The organism is Pseudogemmobacter bohemicus (assembly GCF_003290025.1).
Taxonomy (GTDB): domain Bacteria; phylum Pseudomonadota; class Alphaproteobacteria; order Rhodobacterales; family Rhodobacteraceae; genus Pseudogemmobacter; species Pseudogemmobacter bohemicus.
The window spans coordinates 54,655-75,367 of record NZ_QNHG01000001.1 but is presented as its reverse complement, the minus strand read 5'-3'; the positions used below and the strand labels follow the sequence as shown (position 1 = coordinate 75,367).

The 20,713-nt window shown below is 63.9% G+C and carries 16 protein-coding genes, 1 tRNA gene and 2 pseudogenes; 6 read left to right on the top strand and 13 right to left on the bottom strand.

The annotated features are described in order from the left end of the window. The first annotated feature begins 7 nt into the window (after positions 1-7). Positions 8-1,069 (top strand): quinone-dependent dihydroorotate dehydrogenase, encoded by a 1,062-nt coding sequence (locus tag DRF71_RS00320; protein WP_112308661.1) that lies wholly within the window; start codon positions 8-10, stop codon positions 1,067-1,069. Between the two features lie 4 nt (positions 1,070-1,073). On the opposite strand, the gene DRF71_RS00315 is transcribed toward DRF71_RS00320, so the two are convergent. Together DRF71_RS00315 and DRF71_RS00310 are read right to left on the bottom strand one after the other, a co-directional pair. Continuing rightward, positions 1,074-1,859, bottom strand: a complete 786-nt coding sequence (locus DRF71_RS00315; RefSeq protein WP_112308660.1) for a YdcF family protein — start codon at positions 1,857-1,859, stop codon at positions 1,074-1,076. Positions 1,860-1,897: 38 nt separating this feature from the next. After that, positions 1,898-2,536: a TetR/AcrR family transcriptional regulator gene (locus DRF71_RS00310; protein ID WP_112308659.1), complete on the bottom strand. Its 639-nt coding sequence runs from the start codon at positions 2,534-2,536 to the stop codon at positions 1,898-1,900. 123 nt (positions 2,537-2,659) lie between these two features. Between DRF71_RS00310 and hpbA the strand changes: the two genes are divergently transcribed. Further along, positions 2,660-4,696: an N-methyl-L-proline N-demethylase HpbA gene (hpbA, locus tag DRF71_RS00305; RefSeq protein ID WP_112309883.1), complete on the top strand. Its 2,037-nt coding sequence runs from the start codon at positions 2,660-2,662 to the stop codon at positions 4,694-4,696. Here the strand turns inward: hpbA and DRF71_RS00300 are convergent. Next, a complete protein-coding gene (locus DRF71_RS00300; protein ID WP_232831226.1) occupies positions 4,674-5,594 on the bottom strand; it encodes a LysR substrate-binding domain-containing protein in 921 nt (306 codons plus the stop codon). The genes hpbA and DRF71_RS00300 overlap by 23 nt on opposite strands. A gap of 107 nt (positions 5,595-5,701) precedes the next feature. On the opposite strand from DRF71_RS00300, the gene DRF71_RS00295 reads away from it, so the two are divergent. After that, positions 5,702-7,897, top strand: coding sequence for a dehydrogenase E1 component subunit alpha/beta (locus DRF71_RS00295; RefSeq protein ID WP_112308658.1), 2,196 nt, complete (start codon positions 5,702-5,704; stop codon positions 7,895-7,897). Here DRF71_RS00295 and DRF71_RS00290 read toward each other — a convergent pair. The 5 genes from DRF71_RS00290 to rlmB all read right to left on the bottom strand — a co-directional run bounded on the left by DRF71_RS00290 (position 7,894) and on the right by rlmB (position 12,724). Then, complete coding sequence (locus DRF71_RS00290; RefSeq protein WP_112308657.1) at positions 7,894-8,130, bottom strand: Lrp/AsnC ligand binding domain-containing protein; 237 nt, start codon at positions 8,128-8,130, stop codon at positions 7,894-7,896. The two genes, DRF71_RS00295 and DRF71_RS00290, sit on opposite strands and share 4 nt — an antisense overlap. Positions 8,131-8,260: 130 nt before the next feature. Further along, complete coding sequence (locus tag DRF71_RS00285; protein WP_112308656.1) at positions 8,261-9,802, bottom strand: ATP-dependent DNA helicase; 1,542 nt, start codon at positions 9,800-9,802, stop codon at positions 8,261-8,263. An 83-nt stretch (positions 9,803-9,885) separates the two neighbouring features. Beyond that, positions 9,886-10,062: a hypothetical protein gene (locus DRF71_RS27815; RefSeq protein ID WP_198672030.1), complete on the bottom strand. Its 177-nt coding sequence runs from the start codon at positions 10,060-10,062 to the stop codon at positions 9,886-9,888. A gap of 185 nt (positions 10,063-10,247) precedes the next feature. Then, positions 10,248-11,540: a crotonyl-CoA carboxylase/reductase gene (gene ccrA, locus DRF71_RS00280; protein WP_112308655.1), complete on the bottom strand. Its 1,293-nt coding sequence runs from the start codon at positions 11,538-11,540 to the stop codon at positions 10,248-10,250. A 407-nt stretch (positions 11,541-11,947) separates the two neighbouring features. Further along, complete coding sequence (rlmB, locus tag DRF71_RS00275) at positions 11,948-12,724, bottom strand: 23S rRNA (guanosine(2251)-2'-O)-methyltransferase RlmB (RefSeq protein WP_112309881.1); 777 nt, start codon at positions 12,722-12,724, stop codon at positions 11,948-11,950. Between the two features lie 178 nt (positions 12,725-12,902). Between rlmB and DRF71_RS00270 the strand changes: the two genes are divergently transcribed. Then, a tRNA-Tyr gene (locus DRF71_RS00270) sits at positions 12,903-12,986 on the top strand. 472 nt (positions 12,987-13,458) lie between these two features. Here the strand turns inward: DRF71_RS00270 and DRF71_RS00265 are convergent. The 3 genes and pseudogenes from DRF71_RS00265 to DRF71_RS00255 form a co-directional block, all read right to left on the bottom strand. Next, complete coding sequence (locus DRF71_RS00265; RefSeq protein ID WP_112309880.1) at positions 13,459-14,820, bottom strand: formimidoylglutamate deiminase; 1,362 nt, start codon at positions 14,818-14,820, stop codon at positions 13,459-13,461. Positions 14,821-15,216: 396 nt separating this feature from the next. After that, positions 15,217-15,425, bottom strand: a pseudogene (locus DRF71_RS00260) (transposase); the annotation flags it as partial. A gap of 169 nt (positions 15,426-15,594) precedes the next feature. Next, positions 15,595-15,961: pseudogene (locus DRF71_RS00255) on the bottom strand (primosomal protein N'); the annotation flags it as partial. Positions 15,962-16,316: 355 nt separating this feature from the next. Between DRF71_RS00255 and DRF71_RS00250 the strand changes: the two are divergent. Both DRF71_RS00250 and DRF71_RS00245 read left to right on the top strand, forming a co-directional pair. Then, positions 16,317-17,321, top strand: a complete 1,005-nt coding sequence (locus DRF71_RS00250) for an NADP-dependent oxidoreductase (protein ID WP_112308653.1) — start codon at positions 16,317-16,319, stop codon at positions 17,319-17,321. A 75-nt stretch (positions 17,322-17,396) separates the two neighbouring features. Continuing rightward, on the top strand, positions 17,397-18,308 hold the full coding sequence (locus tag DRF71_RS00245) for a LysR family transcriptional regulator (protein ID WP_112308652.1): 912 nt from the start codon (positions 17,397-17,399) through the stop codon (positions 18,306-18,308). Between the two features lie 961 nt (positions 18,309-19,269). On the opposite strand, the gene DRF71_RS00235 is transcribed toward DRF71_RS00245, so the two are convergent. Together DRF71_RS00235 and DRF71_RS00230 are read right to left on the bottom strand one after the other, a co-directional pair. Next, positions 19,270-19,497: a hypothetical protein gene (locus DRF71_RS00235; protein ID WP_157970843.1), complete on the bottom strand. Its 228-nt coding sequence runs from the start codon at positions 19,495-19,497 to the stop codon at positions 19,270-19,272. 238 nt (positions 19,498-19,735) lie between these two features. Beyond that, positions 19,736-20,710, bottom strand: coding sequence for a zinc-binding dehydrogenase (locus DRF71_RS00230; protein ID WP_112308650.1), 975 nt, complete (start codon positions 20,708-20,710; stop codon positions 19,736-19,738). Positions 20,711-20,713: the final 3 nt, after the last annotated feature.

Sequence of the window (20,713 nt, the reverse complement as noted above, 5' to 3'; positions counted from 1 at the left end):
CCCTGCCATGAGCCTGATCGAACGCGCCGGCCTTTGCCTTTTGCACCGGTTCGATCCCGAACGCGCCCATGGGCTGTCATTGTCGGCGCTGCGCGCGGGGCTGGCGCCCTTGCCGGGGCTGGTGACATCGGGGCGGCTCTCGACCGATCTGGCGGGGCTGATGCTGCCCAATCCGGTCGGCCTTGCCGCGGGCTATGACAAGAATGCGGTGGCGGTTGCCGCGCTGTCGCGCGCCGGTTTCGGCTTTGTCGAGGTCGGCGCCGCCACCCCGCGCCCGCAGGAGGGCAATCCCCGCCCGCGCCTGTTCCGCCTGAGCGAGGACCGCGCCGCGATCAACCGGTTCGGCTTCAACAATGAGGGGATGGAGGCGATTGCCGCCCGGCTGAAGGCGCGCCGCGCCGGGCCGGTGCCGGTGGGGCTGAACCTTGGCGCCAATAAGGACTCGGCCGACCGCGCCCGGGATTTTGCGACCGTGCTGACCCATTGCGGACCTTTCGTCGATTTCGCCACCGTCAATGTGTCTTCGCCCAATACCGAAAAGCTGCGCGACCTGCAGGGGCCGGCCGCGTTGCGCGCGCTGCTTGCCGGGGTGATGGAGGCGCGCTCTGCCCTGCCCCGCCCGATCCCGGTCTTTCTGAAGATCGCCCCTGATCTGACTGCCGAAGACCTCGCCGCGATTGCCGAAGTGGCAGTGACCTCGGGGCTTTCCGGGATCATCGCGACCAATACGACGCTGTCGCGCGAAGGGCTTTCCAGCCCGCATAAAAGCGAAACCGGCGGCCTGTCGGGGGCGCCGTTGTTCGAACGCTCGACCCGGGTGCTGGCGCAGCTCTCGCAGCTGACGGGGGGCCGCATCCCGCTGGTCGGCGTGGGCGGTGTCGGATCAGCCGAGCAGGCCTGGGAGAAGATCCGCGCCGGCGCCTCGGCGGTGCAGGTCTATACGGCGATGGTCTATGGCGGCATCTCGCTGATCGGGAAAATCGCGACCGGGCTGGATGCGATCCTCGCGCGCGAGGGCTTTGCCTCGGTAAGGGATGCAGTCGGCAGCGGGCGGGGAAGCTGGCTGTAAGCGCTCAGCGACCGGTCAGACCGTAAGCCAGCAGCCCGATATATTCTTTCATGGCAACATTCAGCTGCCGCAGGTTATAGGCGAAATTCCAGCCGACCCCCCAGGCGAAGGGACGCGCCCGGAAATCCACCGGCCAGGGCAGGATTTCCGTCCAGCCGGCTGCCCGGAAGGTCCGGAGCGAGCGCTCCATATGGAAGGCCGAGGTCACGAGGATCCAGGTCTCGCCAGGCTTTGGCTGCATCATATCATAGCTGAGCCGCGCATTTTCCGCCGTGTTGCGGGAGGCGGATTCGATCACCATTTGCGCCGCCGGAATGCCCTGTTCCAGGAAGAAAACGCCCGCCGTGGTCTGTTCGGGTGGCACGCGTATGGCCTCAATATTGCCGACCGCGCCAATCCCGCCCGAGAAGAGCAGCTTTGCATCGGGGTAGAGTTTTGCAAGTCGCAGCCCTTCGGTAAAGCGCTCGGCGCCTTCGTTGAAGCGCACCTGGGGGCCCTGAACGGTCCAGATCCCGTCTTCGGCACCGCCGAGCACGATGATGCCCGTCACATTTTGCGGCAGGTCCGGAATCGGGTAGCGCTCCTCCAGCGGCCGCATCGCGATATCTCCGAGCGGCAAGATCGCGACGCTCAGCGCGAAGCCGAGCGTGAGACCCAGCGACCAGCCCGCAAGCCGGCGCCGCCCGAGGAACAGCCCCAGAGCCACCAGCGCAAGACCGATGAAAAGCCAGCTCTCCGGCCCGATCAGGCCCCAGATGATCTTTGACGCGATGAAGAATACCGTATCCATAGCGCCCTTCTGACTGGCTCTGGCAAGGCGGGCAAGCCTCAGCCGGGTGCGGAGAACCCGTGCCTGGCGTGAAACCGCGCGATTTCCTCTTGCCCGGGCCGCGCGCCGCCCGAGAAAATCGCCACATAATCGGGGATGCGCTGCATCCTCTCGGCCAGGCTCTCGCTGACCTGCATCGAGATATAACCGATCTGCGTCAGATAGATGGCACGGGCGCGCACATCGGCCTCATGCGCAGCGTGGCCCCAGCGGATCAGCATGTCGGCCAGCGCGCCCAGCCGCCGCTGATCCGCCGCCCGGATGCGCGCCGCGATGGCCGCATCCTGCAAGCCCCAGCCGCGCACCGCGAATTCCAGCCGGTCGTCAAACTGGCTGCGGTCAAGAAAGATCGAGATCACATTCAGATGCGCCTCGGCCTCAGAGGCCGCATAGGCGGTGCAGGCGGCCAGCAGCGGCACGGTGGTTCGCGCCTGCCAGCGATCCGCCAGCGCATCCAGCAGCGCCTGGCGGTCTTTGAAATGCCAGTAGAAACTGGTGCGGGCAAGGTTCAGCCCCGTCGCCAGCGGCAGGATGCGCACCTGGTCGATTCCGCCCTCGATCAGCGCGGCATAGGCCGCCTCCAGCCAGATTTCCGGCGATCCGCGCCAGCCGGTTTCCGGGATTTCGCTTGCTGTCATGCGCCAAGCCTATCCTTCGGGCAGCGGTTGCGCAATGGAATGTTCATCACTGATCTTAAACTTGACACATATGAACATTTTCGCCAGTCTCAGCCGCATCCCGATCCAGCAGGTATGCAAGACATGTCGAATGATCCCCTTCTTCAGCCCTTTCAGCTGAAACATCTCACGCTGAAAAACCGGATTATGATTACCAGCCATGAGCCGGCCTATCCCGAGGATGGCATGCCGAAGGGCCGTTACCGCGCCTATCATGTGGAACGGGCGAAAGCGGGCGTGGCGCTGACGATGACCGCAGGATCGGCCAGCGTGGCCCGCGACAGCCCGCCCGTCTTCAACAATATCCTCGCCTGGAAGGATGAGGTGGTCGGCTGGATGAAGGCGATGGTGGATGAATGCCACGACCATGGCGCGGCCGTGATGATCCAGCTGACGCATCTGGGGCGGCGGACACGGTGGGACAAAGGCGACTGGCTGCCGGTTCTGGCCCCCTCGCATGAGCGCGAGGCGGCGCATCGTGCCTTTCCAAAGCGGATGGAAGACTGGGATATCGCCCGGGTGATCCGCGATTTCACCGACGCGGCCGAGCGGATGCAGGCCGCCGGCGTCGACGGGATCGAGCTGGAGGCTTACGGCCATCTGCTGGAGCAGTTCTGGTCACCGCTGACCAATGACCTCGACGCGCCCTATGGCGGCAGTCTCGACAACCGGCTGCGCTTTACCTTTGACGTGCTGCGGGCGATCCGCGAGCGTTGCGGGCCGGACTTCATCCTGGGTCTGCGCTATACCGGCGACCAGGACCTGAAAGGCGGCATGGGGGCTGCCGAGGGGATTGAGGTCTCGAAACGCCTGCGAGACAGCGGGCTGGTTGATTTCCTGAATGTGGTGAAGGGCCATATCGACACCGATCCGGGCCTGACCGATCTGATCCCGGTCCAGGGCATGCCCTCGGCCCCGCATCTCGATTTCGCGGGCGAGATCCGGGCGGCGACCGGCTTCCCGACCTTCCACGCCGCCCGCATCCCCGATATTCCGACCGCCCGCCATGCGATCGCGTCTGGCAAGCTGGATATGGTGGGGATGACCCGCGCGCATCTGGCCGATCCGCATCTGGTCAGGAAACTGCGCGAGGGGCGCGAGGATGATATCCGCCCCTGTGTCGGCGCGAATTACTGCCTCGACCGCATCTACCAGGGCGGCATGGCCTTTTGTCTGCACAATGCCGCCTCGGGGCGCGAAGAGACGATGCCACATGACATCCCGCCGGCTGAGATCGCAAAACGGGTGACGATCATCGGCGCCGGACCGGGGGGCATGGAGGCCGCCCGCGTGGCCGCCGCCCGTGGCCATACGGTGACCGTGCTGGAGGCCGCCGAGCGCGCCGGTGGCCAGATCCGCCTGACCGCCCAGGATGCCAGGCGGCGCGAGATGATCTCGATCATCGACTGGCGCATGGCACAATGCGAGGCAAAGGGGGTCAGCTTCCGCTTCAACACTTTTGCCGATCCGGAAACAGTGCAGGAGACCCGGCCCGATGAGGTGATCATCGCCACCGGCGGCCTGCCTCATACCGAGGTGCTGGATTCCGGCAATGATCTGGTGGTCTCGGCCTGGGATATTCTGGCCGGCGATGTAAAGCCGGGCCAGGATGTGCTGATCTATGACGATGCCGGCGACCATGCGGCGCTGCAGGCCGCCGATCTGATCTCGGCAACCGGCGCGAAGGTCGAAATCGTGACCCCGGATCGCAGCTTCGCGCCCGAGGTGATGGCGATGAATCTGGTGCCCTATATGCGCAATCTGCAAAAGCGCGACACCACCTTTACCGTGACCTGGCGGCTGATCGCGGTCGCGCGCGAAGGCAACCGGCTGCGCGCCACCCTTGGCAGCGATTACGGCGATTTCCGGCGCGAGAGGCTGGTCGATCAGGTGGTGGTGAACCATGGAACAAGGCCGCTGGATGAGCTGTATTTCGAGCTGAAACCGCTGTCATCGAACCTGGGCGAGGTGGATTATGAGGCGCTTTCGACCGGCGGGCTCCAGACGCTTGCGCCCAATCCGGCGGGGGCTTTCCGGCTGTTCCGCATCGGCGATGCGGTGGCGGCAAGAAACACCCATGCCGCCATCTATGATGCGCTCAGACTGGTGAAGGATCTGTGATTTCTGCCGCGATTTCAGACAGAAGCCAGGAGCGGAACCGCATCAGCGGCGGGTAATCGGGCCGGTCCGCCGGCCAGGCCAGGTGATAGGCGCCCGCGCTTTCGACCGGCAGGTCGAGCGCCGCGACAAGGCGCCCCTCTGCCAGTTCGCGCGCGATCAGGATCTCGGGCAAGAGCGCCACGCCGAACCCCGCCACCGCCGCCTCGGCAAGCGCTGCGAACTGGTCAAGCAGCATCCCCTGGACGCCCCGGTGATCGGCACCCTGAGCGCGCAGCCAGGTCTCCCAGGCGTCAGGGCGGGTGGTCAGATGCAACAGCGGCGCAAGACGGATATCCCCGGCGCGGGCAAAGCCGTATTCCGCCTTCAGCCCCGGCGCGCAAACCGGCAGCATCCGCTCTCCCATCAGGTGAAGAAGGCCCGCACCGCCCCAGTCAGGTTGACCGAAAAAGATCGCGGCATCGGCCACGTCCTGGCGGAAATCGAACCGTCCCAGCCGGCTGAGGATGTTGATCGAGACATCGCGATGCGCCGCGTGAAAGCGGGCGAGGCGCGGGATCAGCCAGCGCGCGCCGAAGGTTGGCGGCACCGCAAGTGTCAGCGTCCCGCCGCCCGGGCTGGCCAAAAGCTGCAGCGAAGCGTCGGAAATCCTGGTCAGCGCATCGCGGATCTCGCGCGCATAGGTCTCGCCGCCGGGAGTGAGACGGATCTTTTGTTTCTCCCTTCGAAACAGGTCAACACCAAGCTGCCCCTCCAGCGCCCGGATCTGCCGCGACACCGCCGACTGGGTCAGCGACAGCTCTGCCGCCGCCTCGGTAATCGAGCCGGTCCGCGCTGCCGCCTCAAAGGCCGCCAGAAGCGGAAGCGAGGGCAGAAACCGACGGGGTGCAGGCAGCGACATTCCGAAACCGCATGATGTTGTGACCAATCCTTTATGGCTTAGCCCGGAGAAATCCGGGATGAAAGACCGAAGCCCGGATCTTTGGGCGGCAGGAGGCAGGAGCAGACATGGGCCGTTCGGTCATCGTTCACGAGAACTTCCTGCGCCGGGTGACGGCGGGCGATCTGCCGCCGGGCGCCGCGCCCTCGGGTCCGCTGCCCCCCGATCTGGCGCTGTCGATCTACCGCTCCGCCTGTCTGAGCCGCGCGCTCGACCGCGAGGCCCGCGCGATGCAGGCCGCCGGCACCGGGTTTTACACCATCGGCTCGTCGGGGCATGAGGGGATGGCGGCAGTGGCGGCGGCTTTGCGGGTCGATGACATGGCCTTTCTGCATTACCGCGACGCCGGTTTTCAGATCCAGCGCGCCAAGCAACTGCCCGATGCCTATCCACCCGGGCGGATGATGCGCGATATGCTTATGTCCTTTGCCTGCTCGACCGAGGATCCGATTTCGGGCGGCCGGCATAAGGTCCTGGGATCGCGCGCGCTTTTCATCCCGCCGCAAACCTCGACCATCGCGAGCCATTTGCCGAAAGCGGTGGGCGCCGCCTGGTCGATCGGCGCGGCGAAGAGGCACCGGCCGGAACATGCCGTGCTGAAGGATGACGGGCTGATCTTTTGCAGTTTCGGCGATGCCTCAGCCAATCACTCGACCGCGCAGGGTGCGTTCAACACCGCCGCCTGGACCGCCTATCAGTCGCTGCCGCTGCCCTTGCTGTTTTGCTGCGAGGATAACGGCATCGGCATTTCCACCCGCACCCCGAAGGGCTGGATCGCGGCAACCTTCCGGCAGCGTCCGGGACTGAAATATTTCGCCTGTGACGGGCTGGATATGTTCGACACCTACAGGACCGCCCAGGCGGCGGCAGAGTATGTCCGCACGCGCAGGAAACCCGCGTTTTTGCATATCGGGACGGTTCGCCTCTATGGCCATGCGGGGGCGGATATGCCGACAACCTATCTGCCGAAAGCCGAGGTCGAGGCCGATGAGGCCAATGATCCCTTGTTGCATTCTGTGCGGTTGCTGCTTGAAAGCGGCGCCGCTTCGCCCGGTGAATTGCTGGATATCTATAAATCGACCGCCGAGGAGGTCGCGGCAATGGCACAGCAGGCCAGCACCCGCCCGCGCCTTGTCTCGGCTCAGGAGGTCATGCGCCCCATTCTCCCGCCGGCGCGGGTGTGCCGGGCCGGGAATGGCCCCTCTCCTGCCGCCCGCGAAGCTGCTTTCGGCACCGACCTGAAGGCGATGGAGGAGCCGCAGATCCTGTCGCGGCTGATCGGCTGGGCCTTGACCGACCTGATGCTTGAACATGGCGAGACCGTGCTGATGGGCGAGGATATCGGCCGCAAGGGCGGCGTCTATGGCGTGACGCAAAAGCTCCAGCCCCGGTTCGGGCCGGACCGGGTGATCGACACGCTTCTGGATGAGCAATCCATTCTGGGCCTTGCGATCGGCATGGGCCAGAACGGTTTCGTGCCGGTGCCGGAAATCCAGTTCCTGGCCTATCTGCACAATGCCGAGGATCAGATCCGGGGTGAGGCTGCGACCCTGCCCTTCTTCTCGAGCGGGCAATTCAGCAATCCGATGGTGCTGAGGATTGCGGGGCTGGGGTATCAGAAAGGCTTTGGCGGTCATTTCCACAATGATAACAGCTTCGCGGTGCTGCGCGACATTCCGGGGGTGATCCTTGCAGTGCCCTCGGACGGGGCGGATGCGGTGCGGATGCTGCGCGAATGCCACCGTCTCGCGCGCGAGGAACAGCGGGTGGTGGTCTTCCTTGAACCCATCGCGCTATACCCGATGCGCGACCTGCATCAGGCGAAAGACGGGCGCTGGCTGCGCCCCTATCCCGCGCCGGGCGAAAGGATTGCGCTCGGCGAGATCGGTCAGGCGGGCGAGGGCCGGGACCTCGCCATCGTGACCTTCGGCAATGGGCGCTACCTGTCGGAACAGGCGCGCCCGGCGCTGGAGGCGCTCGGGATCGGGGTCAGAATCATCGACCTGCGCTGGATCGCACCGCTGCCGGCGGAGGCGCTGATCCGGGCGGTGCGGGAATGCGGCCATGTGCTGGTGGTGGATGAAACGCGCCGCACGGGCGGGCTGGCCGAGGCGCTGATGGCGCTGCTGGCCGAGGCAGGCATGCCCAGCATTGCACGGCTGACGGCCGAAGACAGTTTCATCCCGACCGGACCGGCCTATGCCGCGACGTTGCCGTCCCGCGACGGGATCATCGCCGCCGCTCGGCGGCTGCTCGGGCGTTAAAAGGCGCGGAATGTCATGGTGGTCAGGGTGCGCTGAATGCCGGGAATGTCGAACAGGCGCGAGGAAAGGTAATGGCCGGTATCCTCACCCTCGGGGATATAGACCTTTGCGATCAGGTCAAAATCGCCGCTGGTCGAGTAAAGTTCGCTGACGACCTCGCGGTCCCAGATGGCATCGGCCACCTCATAGGTGCGGCCCGGATTGCAACGTATCTGAACGAAAACCAGCGACATGGATGCATCCTCTCTACTTCCGCAGCAGCCTAACACCAGGTCCGGAAAAGGGAAATCCCCTGACGGCCGCGAAACGATTTCTGACCAGAAATCGTGCCGGAGTTTTTCTTAAAACTCCGGGCCGCCCGCGTCAGGTCAGCCTCTCGTCCATCTCGTCACCGGATTTCAGCTCAAGCTTCGGTGCGGCGCGCAGATCGGAGATCCCCAGGGGCTGTTTTGGCCGCGCGAGGCGATTTCTGACCACCCAATGCAGCCGCGTCTCGGCCCGGGTGATCGCCACATAGGCGAGGCGTTTCCACAAGGGCACACCGGCTTCGGTCCGGTTCGCCCAGGCCGCCGCAGAAAGATCGGGGGCGAAGACCTGCACCTCGGGCCATTGCGAGCCCTGGGCTTTATGGATCGTCACCGCCGCACCGTGCAAAAACGCCGCCCCCATCGTATGGGCATGCGGGATGAAGGGCTCCTCTTCATCCGGACGCTCGATCTTGATGATCGAGGCGACCGAGAGCTGCGGGTCTTCCGCCCCGATCACATGCAGTTTCGCAAAACCCGAGCGGTTTCCCGGCCCCAGATAGATCACCTGCGCGCCCTTGATAAGGCCACGCGCCTCCAGGTCCACCCGCTTCTTGCGGTGTTTCAGCGGCAGCTCGATCCCGTCGCAGATCAGCGGCTCCCCCGGCATCAGATCATCCACCGGCGCGCCATGCCCGAGGCGAAAGGCGGTGATCAGCTTCACCCGCGTCGCATTGCGCCACACCAGCACCGGCGAGCGCGCCATCAGATCGGCATCCACCCGCTCGGACCAGACCACCCGGTCATCCTGGGCTGCCTTTTCGCGCACCAGCCGCTCGAAAGCGTCGAATTCGAGGCGGTCATCCGCCAGCGCATGGGCGAGATCAAGGATCGGATTGTCCTGGGTCTGGCGGTGGATCCGGTGCAGATCAAGCCGCTGCTGCGGCTCCAGCGACTCGAACACCATCTTACCCGATTGCCCGACCGGAGCGAGCTGCGCCGGATCGCCGAACAGCACGAGGCGGGGGAAAATCTCCTGCAGGTCGCTGAACTGACGCTCATCCAGCATCGAGGCCTCATCGACAAAGCCGATATCCAGCGGATCCTCGCGCCGTTTCCAGCCCTGGATAAAATCGGAGCCTTTCAGCCCCGCCGCCGCCAGCGCGCCGGGGATCGAGGCGACCTGCTGGTAAAAGGCATAGGCGCGGTCCATCGCCTCTTCGGTCAGCCCCTCGACCTTTGGCCGCTCGGCCTGGCCGGCCAGCCATTCGGCGATGCGTTCATATTGCGGATCATAGACCGGCGTATAGAGAATGCGGTGGATCGTCGTCGCCGGTACGCCGCGCTGGCGCAGCACCGAGGCCGCCTTATTGGTGGGCGCGAGGATCGCAAGGCTGCGGCGCTCTTTGCGGCGCTTGCCCTCCCAGTCGCCCGAGACGATCTCGACCCCGGCCCCTTTCAGCGCCTTGTACAGCTCCGCCAGCAAGAGCGTCTTGCCGGACCCCGCCTTGCCGATCACCGCCATTACCGAGGCCCGCCCCTCAGCCGGCGGCACCAGAATGCCATTGTCGATATCGACCCCCTGGGATCTCAGCCCGGAGGAAATGCGGTCCCAGGCCTCGGCCTGATCATCGGAGAATTGGGGGGCCTGTGCCTGCATGGCCGGAGCCTATCCTCTGCCATCCGGAAGTGCCAGCGATCACAGGGTGAAAACACGCCGGTCGGGCGCCAGACAGTCAGGGCCTAATGCGGCAGCCCCTTGGTGCCGGGCCGCTTGTCCTCTTTCACCGCGGGCTTGCCGATTTCCAGCTCGGCCACACGCAATGCTTCCTCAACCTTTTGCGCAAGTTCAGGCAGGTCATTGTTCAATGCGTAAGTCCGCAAGTCCCTGAGGACATCGAAAACCCAGTCGTGCCCCATAATACCACCTGAAACAGAGAAAATCCGGTCAAGTTTATCATTTCCCTCTCAGTGGCGAATATCCGTCACTTTCTGAACAATCCAGTCTCGCTATCACCACAATAGAAACAGCGACGGAAAAGCGCCGCATCCTTGCAGATGCGGCGCCCGGTTTCAGCGATACAGGGCCATTCCGGCACCGATGATCAGCGGTTGCGGCTGGCTTCCAGCGTGTCCTCAAAGGTCCGCAGCCCGGTGCGCGGTGCCTGAACCAGCACGGCCATATTGCCGGGCTTGTGCTGGTTCTTCCACATCAGCGTATGGGCGCGCGGGATCTCGGCCCAGGGGAAGACCTCGGACATGCAGGGGTCAAGACGGCGCTCGCACATCAGTTTATTGGCGGCGGACGCCTGTTTCAGATGGGCGAAATGGCTGCCCTGCAGGCGCTTTTGATGCATCCACATATAGCGGACGTCAAAGGTACAGTTGAAGCCCGAGGTGCCGGCGCAGATCACCACCATGCCGCCTTTTTTGCACACCAGCGACGAGACCGGGAAAGTCTGCTCGCCGGGATGTTCAAAGACGATATCCGGGCTGACACCTTTGCCGAAAATATCCCAGATCGCCTTGCCGAATTTGCGCGCCTCTTTCAGCCAGACGTTATATTCGTCCGAGTTCACTTTGGGCAATTGCCCCCAGCATTTGAACTCATTGCGGTTGATCACGCCTTTCGCACCCAGCGACATGACGAAATCGCGCTTGGTCTCATCCGAGATGACGCCGATCGCATTGGCGCCGGCGGTATTCGCAAGCTGGATCGCATAGGAACCCAACCCGCCCGAAGCGCCCCAGACCAGCACATTCTGGCCCGGCTTCAGATCATGCGGCGCATGGCCAAAGAGCATCCGGTAGGCGGTGGCAAGGGTCAGCGTGTAGCAGGCCGACTCCTCCCAGCTGAGATGCCTTGGGCGCTCCATCAATTGCTGCGCCTGCACCTTGGTGAACTGGCTGAACGAGCCGTCATGCGTCTCATAGCCCCAGATCCGCTGCGTCGGCGAGAACATCGGGTCGCCGCCATTGCACTCCTCGTCATCGCCATCGTCCTGGTTGCAATGGATCACGACCTCATCGCCGACCTTCCAGCGTTTGACCTTGTCGCCCACCGCCCAGACGATGCCCGAGGCATCGGAACCGGCGATATGATAGTCCTGCTTATGCACGTCGAAGGGCGAAATCGGCACACCGAGACCGGCCCAGACACCGTTGTAATTCACGCCTGCGGCCATCACGAGCACCAGCACCTCATGGCTGTCGAGCTTCCAGGTATCGACAACCTCCAGCTGCATCGCAGTTTCCGGCTCGCCATGACGCTCGCGGCGGATCGCCCAAGCATACATCTTCCCGGGCACATGGCCCAGCGGCGGCATTTCACCAATCTCATAGAGGTCTTTCCTGGGGGCGTCGTAGGTCATGATCGGTGCCTGTCTGTCCAGTGCCATGAGCGAACTCCTGATTTTGCGCCGCGCCGCAGAATCAGCGGGCCGTTGTCAGGAGGTGTAAGTTTCGTGACGCAATAATGCAACCTCATTTGCTATTTTTTGGTAATTTTATGTCCGCCGCGTCGCAGCACTGCTTGAAACCGGGCAAGAAGCCGCAAAACCGCCTGCCGGTCGGGCATGCGAGCTGAAAGGGAAAGCGCGGGGTGGAAAGAAAAGGCGCCCTGCGCAGATCGCGCGGGCGCCAAGGTGCGGAACGAGGGACAGTGCAAACAAGGACGGGGGTTCCAGTTCCCGCGCCTCATAACTGTGACTTAGAAACATTACTGCTGTATTAAAGGGCCGTTCGCATCTTTGTGATCAGCAGGCATTGCCGATCAGACCGAAAGACAGCCCTTTCAGAGCGAGACTCAACGCGTCGCCGCCGCGTAAAGCGCCACCGCAGCCGCATTCGAGACGTTCAGACTGCCAAAGCCGCCCGAGGCCGGAATCCGCGCGATCAGATCGCAGGTCTCGCGGGTCTTCTCCCGCAAACCAGGCCCTTCGGCGCCCATAACCAGCCCGACCGGCCGCGTCCCGGCCTGGGTCAGCGCCTCTGTCAAGGTCAGCTCCGCCTCACCCGCCAGCCCGATCAGCAAATAGCCCATATCGCGCAGCTCATTCATCGCATCGGCGAGATTGGTGACCCTGAGATAGGGCTGCCGCTCCAGCGCGCCCGAGGCGGTCTTTGCCAGCGCACCGGTTTCGGGCGCGGAATGGTGGCGCGGTGCAATCACAGCACGGGCACCGAACACCTCAGCCGAACGCAGCACCGCGCCGGCATTATGCGGATCGGTGACGCGGTCAAGCAGCACGACCAGCGGCGCCCCCTCGCCCGAGACCGCCACATCCTCAAGGCTGCCCCAGTTGAGCGGCTTCACCTCCATCGCGGCGCCCTGATGCACCGAGCCCGGGTCAATCGGCACATCGAATTTGCGCGGATCAACCATCTCCGGCTCCAGCCCCGAAGCGGCAACAGCATCCTCAAGCTTGTCGAAGGCGTTTTTGGTCACCACCAGCCGCAGCTTTTCCCGCCGCGGGTTCAGCAGCGCATCGCGCACGGCGTGAAGGCCGAAAAGCCAGACAGTCTCCTTCGCTTCGGCCCGCTTCGCACGTTCCTTATCGACCACCCAGGCAGGTTTCTTCATCGCATCATCCCCGTCCGGCACCATCTGCTGCGCCATGAATATCAGCGGACCAAAGGCGGAATCGAGAGGAAAGCGCAAGACAAAAGGATCCGCCCCGGGAAATGGCCTGCCTGCGCGAAAAACTCTGCCCGCAGCCCCTTGACGCCATGAGCCCCCCCGGCTATCTCCCGGCCCCAGAGGGCGACGTGCTGCAAGGTGCGGCAGCGGACTGTAACTCCGCCGAGGAGACTCATGCCTGGTTCGATTCCAGGGTCGCCCACCATTCTTCCAGAAAAGCGAAGAAAATCAACGATCAGGTGCCCTGCATCTGATCTACAGCGCCTTATGCAAATCAATGGGTTATGACGCAGGTGTCCCGCAGTTTCGGGCAGCGCGACCTGCGAAAAAGAAAACCGCCGGAGGAGCTGGCACTCCGTCCGACGGCACTTTGGATAGTCCTGTCAGGAAAGAATACGCGACCTCACGCCGTCCCGCAAGCGTACGATGAATCGAGGTTCGGAATGGCACCGTTGGGAGCAGCATATCTGTATCGAACATGCAGTTCCAGTCGCGTCGCACCCAACGGTCAGACCGTATCAAACCGCATCAACATGTAGCTATATAAATAAGATCGTGCGTCGACCCGAATGTGTTGGCATCTTCTTGCGGAGAATCCTATACATTACACATTATTGACTGTCCCGCCGGACGCGGCCCCCATTTTGAGTCGTCCACGCGCGGTGCAGGCGGGGCGCTCACGCGCGGTGCAGGATAGTGCGCAGCGCGGCCGCCGCCTCTGCCCTGATCGCGTCGCGTGCGATATGGCGACCGCCCTCCACCTGCCGGACGCCCCATGCCCAGACATCGCTGACCCGGAGATCCGGGCCGAAAATCCAGCGGTCCAGCAACCGCGCCGGCGCGGCTCCGGGGGATAGGCTGTCCCGCAACCCGACCAGGTCCGCCGGCGCGCCCACCGCGATCTCTGCCGCCGCGTTCTCTCTGGCCCCGACGCCAAGCGCCCGGGCGCCGCCCTCCAGCGCAGCCGTAAAGAGCCGCTCTCCGGTCGAGCCACCGGCACCGGCGAAAAGGTTGCGCTCATGGCTGGCGAGGCGCTGCGAATATTCCAGCAGCCGCAGCTCCTCGCTCAGCGAGATGCGGATATTGCTGTCAGTGCCGATGCCGAAGCACCCGCCCTGGTCGAGAAACGGGCCGGCAGGGAAGATGCCGTCGCCCAGATTGGCCTCGGTCACCGGGCAGAGACCGGCAACGGCGCCCGCGCGGGCGATGCCGGTGATTTCAGCCGCATCAAGATGGGTGGCGTGGATCAGGCACCAGTCCGGCCCGACCGGCGCATTGTCGAGAAGCCAGGCCACCGGGCGCGCGCCGGTATGGGCGAGACAGTCTTCGACCTCGCGAAGTTGCTCGGCGACATGGATGTGAAAGGGACGGCCGGGGAAATCCTCCGCCAGGGTCGCAATCTCGCCGACCGTGGCGCCGCGCAGGGAATGGGCGGCCAGCCCCAGCCGGTCCTGCGGCCGGGTGAGCATCTGGTCGCAGCGCTCCATCAGCGCGCGAAACGCATCCGGGCTGTGCAGAAAGCGGCGCTGCCCCTCGCCCGCCGGAGCCGGACCGAAACCACCATGAGCGTAAAACACCGGCAGATGGGTCAGCGCGATACCGGTCCGTGCGGCCGCCGCAAAAATCCGCGCCGACATCTCGGCGGGATCGGCATAGGGGCGGCCATCGGTGCCGTGATGCAGGTAATGGAATTCGCCGAGCCTGGTGTAGCCGGCCTCAAGCATCTCGACACAGGCCAATGCGACAATGGCCTGCATCTCATCGGGCGAGAGCGCGAGCGCGAAGCGATACATCATCTCGCGCCAGGTCCAGAAACTGTCCCGACTTTCGCCGCGATGCTCGGTAAGCCCGGCAAAACCGCGCTGGAAGGCGTGGCTGTGCAGATTGCTCATGCCGGGGATCAGGGCATCGACCCGGATATCGCCGGGCGCCGGCGCGGCTCCGGTTTCGACCGCGCGGATCGTCGCACCGTCAATCGAGACCGCAACGTTTTCCGCCGCTCCGCCAGGCAGATATGCCTGTGCCGCATGGATGCGCATGATGACCTCCCCCAAGGGCTGTATTCAGGTAACGCGAGGCGCCGGACCTGAATATGTATATACTTTTAAAGCGCGTCAATCGGGATTGATGATGGCCCCTGGCGGCTTTGTTGCGCTACTGGGGATAAGGTCGGATTTCCCCCCGCTCCCGGCTATCGTCGGCGCATGGGGACGGCTCCGGGCGTGCCGGGTGGCATAAAGCGGTGCATGCGGAGCAGGCGCACGCCCCAGGGTCGGGAAGGTCTGCGGCACAATGCGCTCACCGGGGAGTTTGAGATCAGGCAGTGGAACGCCAGCGGTTCAAGGAGCCTTCCGGTGGAGGGATCGCCCGATGAAGGGCACCGTCCAGCCGGGACCAGACAGGGCCAGCAGGCTCTCCACAAACCCTTCCGTTTACCGAAGCGGCAACCGGAACAGCAGCTTGACCTGAAGGCAGAACTGAATGGCCGCCGCCGGGCCCCTCTCAGGATGACCCGGCCCTCCGTTCGGGGCCGCGAACCAGGCCATCTCCGGGTCAAACCACACCATCAGCGCGCCACGGCGCTTCAGGGCATGACTGTAGCCGATCAGTCCGGTGTTCGGAAATCAGGGGCAGGTTTCTTCATGGGGCAAGCCCGACCCGCCGACCCACAAACACGAACCCGCCGGGCAGAAGGCGAGTGCGACAAAGCCGATCAGGAGGAAAGCCCATTCCTCTTGACCGAAATACTCCGGGGGAGGCTGCCGCAGGCAGGCGGGGGCAGCGCCCCCTTCGCGCGGCCAGAAAAGACCCTGTCACAAAAAACTTTGCGGGTCGATATCAATGGCCAGCCGGATGCCTTTGGGCTGGCGGGTCTGCCGCAGCCAGGCCGCAATGGCATTTTGCAGAGCGGCGTTTTTCGGCGCACGGATCAGCAGGCGAACACGGTGGCGGCCGCGTACCCGGGCAACAGGGGCGGGGGTGGGACCCAGCACCTCGCCGCCGACCTGGCGGATCGGGCCATCGGCCCGGGCGAGATCGGCTCCGAAATCGAACAACGGTTGCAGATCGGCCCCGGAAAGGATGATGCCGGCAAAACGGCCGAAAGGGGGGGGCGCTGGCCTGCCGACGCTCATTCGCCTGCGCCCGTGTCGCGCCGGGACCTCCTGGCAGTATATCCCGATACAGGCGTCATTCCATCTGTGTAAGTGCGGAGGACCACTGCCCGGGGCTGAGGTGAACACATACAGCCAGTCGATACGGCCGCCGCTTGCAAAGACAACCCGCAGCCGCCTTCGCGGCCATGCCCTGAGGCGGCCCCCTTCCCGCGACCTCCTGTAAACGGACAGGCGTCCCCCGGAGCGGCGGCGCACTGCCTCCGACAGCGCATTCGTCAGGGTGGAACGGCGCGCCCCTATGCTCTGTCCAGACATCGAACTGTCCATAATACAGAACAGTCAGTTCGAAACGGCCCTCTGTGCCCGCGCCCGGTTCGGGGTTAATCTGGCGCCATATCTCAGACAGCAGGGGCCAAGCCATGACGTCAAATCCGACCTGGATCCTCAAGCGTTTTCCGACCGGCTTGCCCGGTCCCGACGATTTCAGCCTTGAGCAAAGAGCCGCCCCAACAGCCGGCCCCGGCGATCTGCTGGTCCGCACACTCTGGCTTTCGGTCGACCCCTATATGCGCGCCCGACTGAGCCCTGCAAAGAATTATGCCGCCAGCCAGAAGACCGGCGAGATGATGACCGGTGGCGGGGTGGGCGAGGTTATCATCTCGGAATCGCCGCTGTTCCGGCCCGGCGACATCGTCCAGGCCGATGATTTCGGCTGGCAACCGCTGACCACCATTGCGGCGAAGACGGCCATCCGGCTCGATCCGGCATCGGCGCCGGTGCAGACCTCGCTGGGATGCCTCGGGATGCCGGGGCTCAGCGCCTATTTCTCGTTGTTGCATACCGGCCGGCCGAAAGAGGGCGAAACGGTGCTGATCTCGGCCGCTTCCGGCGCGGTGGGCCAGATCGCGGGCCAGATCGCCCGGATCAAAGGGTTCGACCCCGTTGCCATCGCCGGTTCGGATGCGAAAATCGAGTGGTGCAAGGGCATCGGCTATCGGACCGGCATCAATCACCGCAGCGAAAGCGATCTGACCGGGGCGATTGCGAAAGCCTGCCCCTCGGGCGTCGATGTGTTCATGGACAACACTGCCGGGCCGATCCATGACGCCGCGCTCCTGAACCTCAACACCTTTGGTCGCATCGTTATCGTGGGCACCGTCGCCCTTGCCGACCGGTTCGATCAGCCGGATATCGGCCCGCGCTTCCTGCGCAGGATCCTGGTCGCCCGCGCCCGGATCGAGGGTTTTTTGCTGGACGATTTCGAGGCGCATTATGCCGAGGCCCGCAGCCAGTTGACCCGCTGGTATCAGGAGGGGCTGCTGGAGGCGCGGGAAGATGTGGCCGAAGGGATCGAAGCGGCGCCGCATGCTCTTACCCGGATGCTGAAGGGCGAGAATTTCGGCAAGCAGCTGGTCAGGGTCTGACCCCGGCCCGCCATCGGCGTTGCATCCCTGTCGCGCCGGGATATTGTTCTGTTGGCCGGACAACAGGGGATAGCCATGGACAGTCCTGACGACATGATCCTGCTGGTCGAAGTTGCCGAGACCGGCAGCTTCACCAAAGGGGGCCAGCGCCTCGGCGTACCGAAATCGACAGCCAGCCAGCGCATCGCCCAGCTTGAGGCGCGGCTGGGGCTGCGGCTTCTGAACCGCTCCACCCGCCAGGTCACGCCAACGGCGGCGGGGCAGGTCTATCTGGAATATTGCCGCCGTATCAGGGACGAGGCGCGCAAGGCCGCGACGGCGATGGGGCATCTGAAGACACAGCCCGAGGGCAGATTGCGCATCACCTGCCCCGAGATCACCGCCAGCCATTTCATGCCCGGCTTTCTGCACGGTTTTGCTGTGGCCCATCCCGGCATCACCGTCGAGCTGATCGCCACAAACCGCCCGCTGGATCTGCTGCGCGAGCAGATTGATTTCGCCTTCCGCGTCGGTGCAGCGCAGGGGCAGGAGATGATCCTGCGGCGCATCTCGGCGATCCGGCGCATGCTGGTGGCGTCCCCCGCCTATCTGGAGCGCTGCCGCACGCCGGATCTCCCCGCCGAGATCAGCCGGCATCGCTGCCTGATCCATGACAGCCAGCCCGACTGGGTCTTTGTCAGAGAAATCCGGGTGAACCTGCGCCCGCCGGCGGCACTGTCCTCGGATTCGATGGGGTTCCTGCTGCAATCGGCCATCCTTGGCGGCGGCATCGCGCTGCTGCCCGCCTATATCTGCCAGGCGTCACTCGCCGCCGGAACGCTTATCCGCCTGTTGCCGGACTGGACCCCTGCCCCCTATGAAATGTCGCTGATCTTTCCCAGCCGGGAAAATCCGTCCCGCGCCCAGCTGGCCTTCCGCGAGCATATCGGCGCCTATGATTTTTCCACCTTCGCAGAGCCGCAGGCCGGAACGCCTGGCCGCGCATAAGCGGAATGACTGCTGCCAGGAATATCGGCGCCCCCCCCCTGCTGACAGGACGGCAGACCCTGACACCGGGATCTGTCCCGAACGGGGCGGCTCGCTCTCGCTTCCGAGGCGGCCGTTCCAAAAACGGTGATGATCGACGCGACCTATCTCAAGTCGCATCGCACGGCCTCCAGAACGAGTCTGTAGGGGGGTCTAACTTCTGGACGAATACACAGATGCCCGAAATCCTGACAACTAATTGAAAGGACATAACTAATCCGACGATTTCGAGCGAAACCATTCTGGACGGGATGAAATCGGGGGGGCAAAAATGCGCGATCTGGCATCATCCAGCTATCATCTATCGCGCATCCAGACGTCATTCAGGCAACATTGGCTATCATGCGGATAACACAAGGCAAAAAACGACGGGCGGCGTAGCCCGGACGCCATTCATAGCCATGGGATGCATTAGAGCGAGGAAAAAACGGAGGGACTGAGGCAGTTGAGGTCTGACCGAAATGTCAGACCTCGCGTGATTTGGTCAGACCTCGATAGTGATTTGTAAATATTAGTATTTCTGGGGAAAGCGGCCTTAGATCCCCTGCAGCAAGGTCTGACCGCTGAAACCGGACGAGGCGGCGAACCGGGAAAACCCTTCCCAGTTTGTATTCTGGGCCGTTGATTATCCTTAATAATCTGATATCATTCATATTTATACGAAGCTATTGTGCCAGAATCGGCCATGCAAACTGGGAAACTGTGACTGTTGGTCACTGTTAGTTTCCGAAATCAGTTCGGAAACCTAAGGTATTGATAAGGCATGATAATGCCAGACAGGTTTCCGAACAGGCTGCGGGTGCGAACTGTGACCATATTCACGCTTACAGCCTGTCAGGATCGGAACAAAATTCCTGACAGTCGCGCATTTTCTGACAGGTCCGCATTCCGCGACAGATCACCCTGGGCGCGGCAAGCTCTCTCACAGCTCAGCCATCGCCCCGCGCGGCTCAGATTGGTTGCAGATAAAATCATAATAGGACTGTGCGACGTTGATGACATGCATATGAGGCAGGTCACGAAGTTCACGCGTCTGGAAAGCCCAGACAAGACATTGCCGCCGAAGCGCCTGATCCGCTTGCAGAGCCGCGCAGGGTTCTCCCGGCGCGGCCCGGTGCGTTTGTGGGTTGCCAAATGTGTTGTCAGCCATCACATGAGTTTCCTTCATGGCGACATACTGTCAGGATCAGGAAATTTCCCCGAAACACGGCAGGTATCGACAGCTGGCGCCTTTCTGCCGCGCGATGTCTTCGGCCTTGCGGGCCATCTCCGCGCCTTTGCGATCTACGGTATAGCCCTTAGGAACCTTCGCGCCCTGGTGGGCCATCGGCTGGCCGAGGATCAGACGGGATCGCCGCTTCTACTTCCTAGGGTGTTTCTCTACGGGGTTACAGAGTCACCACCCGATTGCCGGGATTTGGCCCCGCCTTCAGCCGCGCCAGAGCAGCAGGCAGATCATCGAATGGGGAAACCTCCAGGATCTGCGGGTCAAAAAGACCTGTGGCCATATCGGCGGCCATGGTCGCGCCTTCGGCCACAAGGCGACCCCATTGCGCATCATTGCCATGGGCATGCAGCCCGTTCAGCCCGACCTCATGCAGCGAGATCGTGGTGGTGAAGGCCGGCAGCGGCGCCGTCTCCTGGCGGTCCTGGATGCATACCAAATGACCATTGGCGGCCAGTAGGGGGGCGAGGCTGGCCGCATGCTCGCCGCTGACCATATCGAAGACGGCCTCCAGCGGCCGGTCCCCGATGCGTTTTGCCCAGTCCTCGCGCCAGCCGCTGTGGCGGTAATCGGTCACGCTGGCGGCCCCAAGGCGCAGGACACGCCCCGTCTGGGAGGCCGAGGCCACGGCATGGACAATCCAGCCCCTTGCCCGGGCCAGCTGCAGGAGCCCCCCTCCAACCGCGCCCGAAGCACCGGTGACCATCACCTGTGCCCCCGGCGGCAGCGGCACTTTCGCAACCGCCTGCAGCGCGGTCAGCCCGGGACAGGGCAGTGCAGCCGCTGCGACAAAGGACAGCGCCTCGGGCAGCGGGATGGCCGCCCGGGCCGGAATGACAGTATATTCCGCGAACGACCCCTGGCGGATCAGGTCCGTGTGATAGGCCACCCGCGCGCCGGGACGCAGGTGATGCACCCCCTCGCCCAGGGCTTCGACCTCGCCGGCACCATCAACACCGGGGATATGCGGCCAGGTCCAGGCCGGGTGCCCCCAGAGGATGAACTTCCAGTCCACCGGGTTCAGCCCCACGGCATGGTTGCGAACCAGAACCTCGCCCTTGCCGGGAACAGGCTTCGGGCAGTCTTCGAGACGCAGGACCCCGGGGCCGCCGGTTTCGTGATGTAGCCAGGCTTTCATGCT

What these genes read in the sequence shown, in the direction of transcription:
- DRF71_RS00320 (WP_112308661.1), top strand. Translation starts at nt 8, where the DNA reads ATGAGCCTGATCGAACGCGCCGGCCTTTGCCTTTTGCACCGGTTCGAT.
- DRF71_RS00315 (WP_112308660.1), bottom strand. Translation starts at nt 1,859, where the DNA reads ATGGATACGGTATTCTTCATCGCGTCAAAGATCATCTGGGGCCTGATC.
- DRF71_RS00310 (WP_112308659.1), bottom strand. Translation starts at nt 2,536, where the DNA reads ATGACAGCAAGCGAAATCCCGGAAACCGGCTGGCGCGGATCGCCGGAA.
- hpbA (WP_112309883.1), top strand. Translation starts at nt 2,660, where the DNA reads ATGTCGAATGATCCCCTTCTTCAGCCCTTTCAGCTGAAACATCTCACG.
- DRF71_RS00300 (WP_232831226.1), bottom strand. Translation starts at nt 5,594, where the DNA reads ATGTCGCTGCCTGCACCCCGTCGGTTTCTGCCCTCGCTTCCGCTTCTG.
- DRF71_RS00295 (WP_112308658.1), top strand. Translation starts at nt 5,702, where the DNA reads ATGGGCCGTTCGGTCATCGTTCACGAGAACTTCCTGCGCCGGGTGACG.
- DRF71_RS00290 (WP_112308657.1), bottom strand. Translation starts at nt 8,130, where the DNA reads ATGTCGCTGGTTTTCGTTCAGATACGTTGCAATCCGGGCCGCACCTAT.
- DRF71_RS00285 (WP_112308656.1), bottom strand. Translation starts at nt 9,802, where the DNA reads ATGCAGGCACAGGCCCCCCAATTCTCCGATGATCAGGCCGAGGCCTGG.
- DRF71_RS27815 (WP_198672030.1), bottom strand. Translation starts at nt 10,062, where the DNA reads ATGGGGCACGACTGGGTTTTCGATGTCCTCAGGGACTTGCGGACTTAC.
- ccrA (WP_112308655.1), bottom strand. Translation starts at nt 11,540, where the DNA reads ATGGCACTGGACAGACAGGCACCGATCATGACCTACGACGCCCCCAGG.
- rlmB (WP_112309881.1), bottom strand. Translation starts at nt 12,724, where the DNA reads ATGAAGAAACCTGCCTGGGTGGTCGATAAGGAACGTGCGAAGCGGGCC.
- DRF71_RS00265 (WP_112309880.1), bottom strand. Translation starts at nt 14,820, where the DNA reads ATGCGCATCCATGCGGCACAGGCATATCTGCCTGGCGGAGCGGCGGAA.
- DRF71_RS00250 (WP_112308653.1), top strand. Translation starts at nt 16,317, where the DNA reads ATGACGTCAAATCCGACCTGGATCCTCAAGCGTTTTCCGACCGGCTTG.
- DRF71_RS00245 (WP_112308652.1), top strand. Translation starts at nt 17,397, where the DNA reads ATGGACAGTCCTGACGACATGATCCTGCTGGTCGAAGTTGCCGAGACC.
- DRF71_RS00235 (WP_157970843.1), bottom strand. Translation starts at nt 19,497, where the DNA reads ATGGCTGACAACACATTTGGCAACCCACAAACGCACCGGGCCGCGCCG.
- DRF71_RS00230 (WP_112308650.1), bottom strand. Translation starts at nt 20,710, where the DNA reads ATGAAAGCCTGGCTACATCACGAAACCGGCGGCCCCGGGGTCCTGCGT.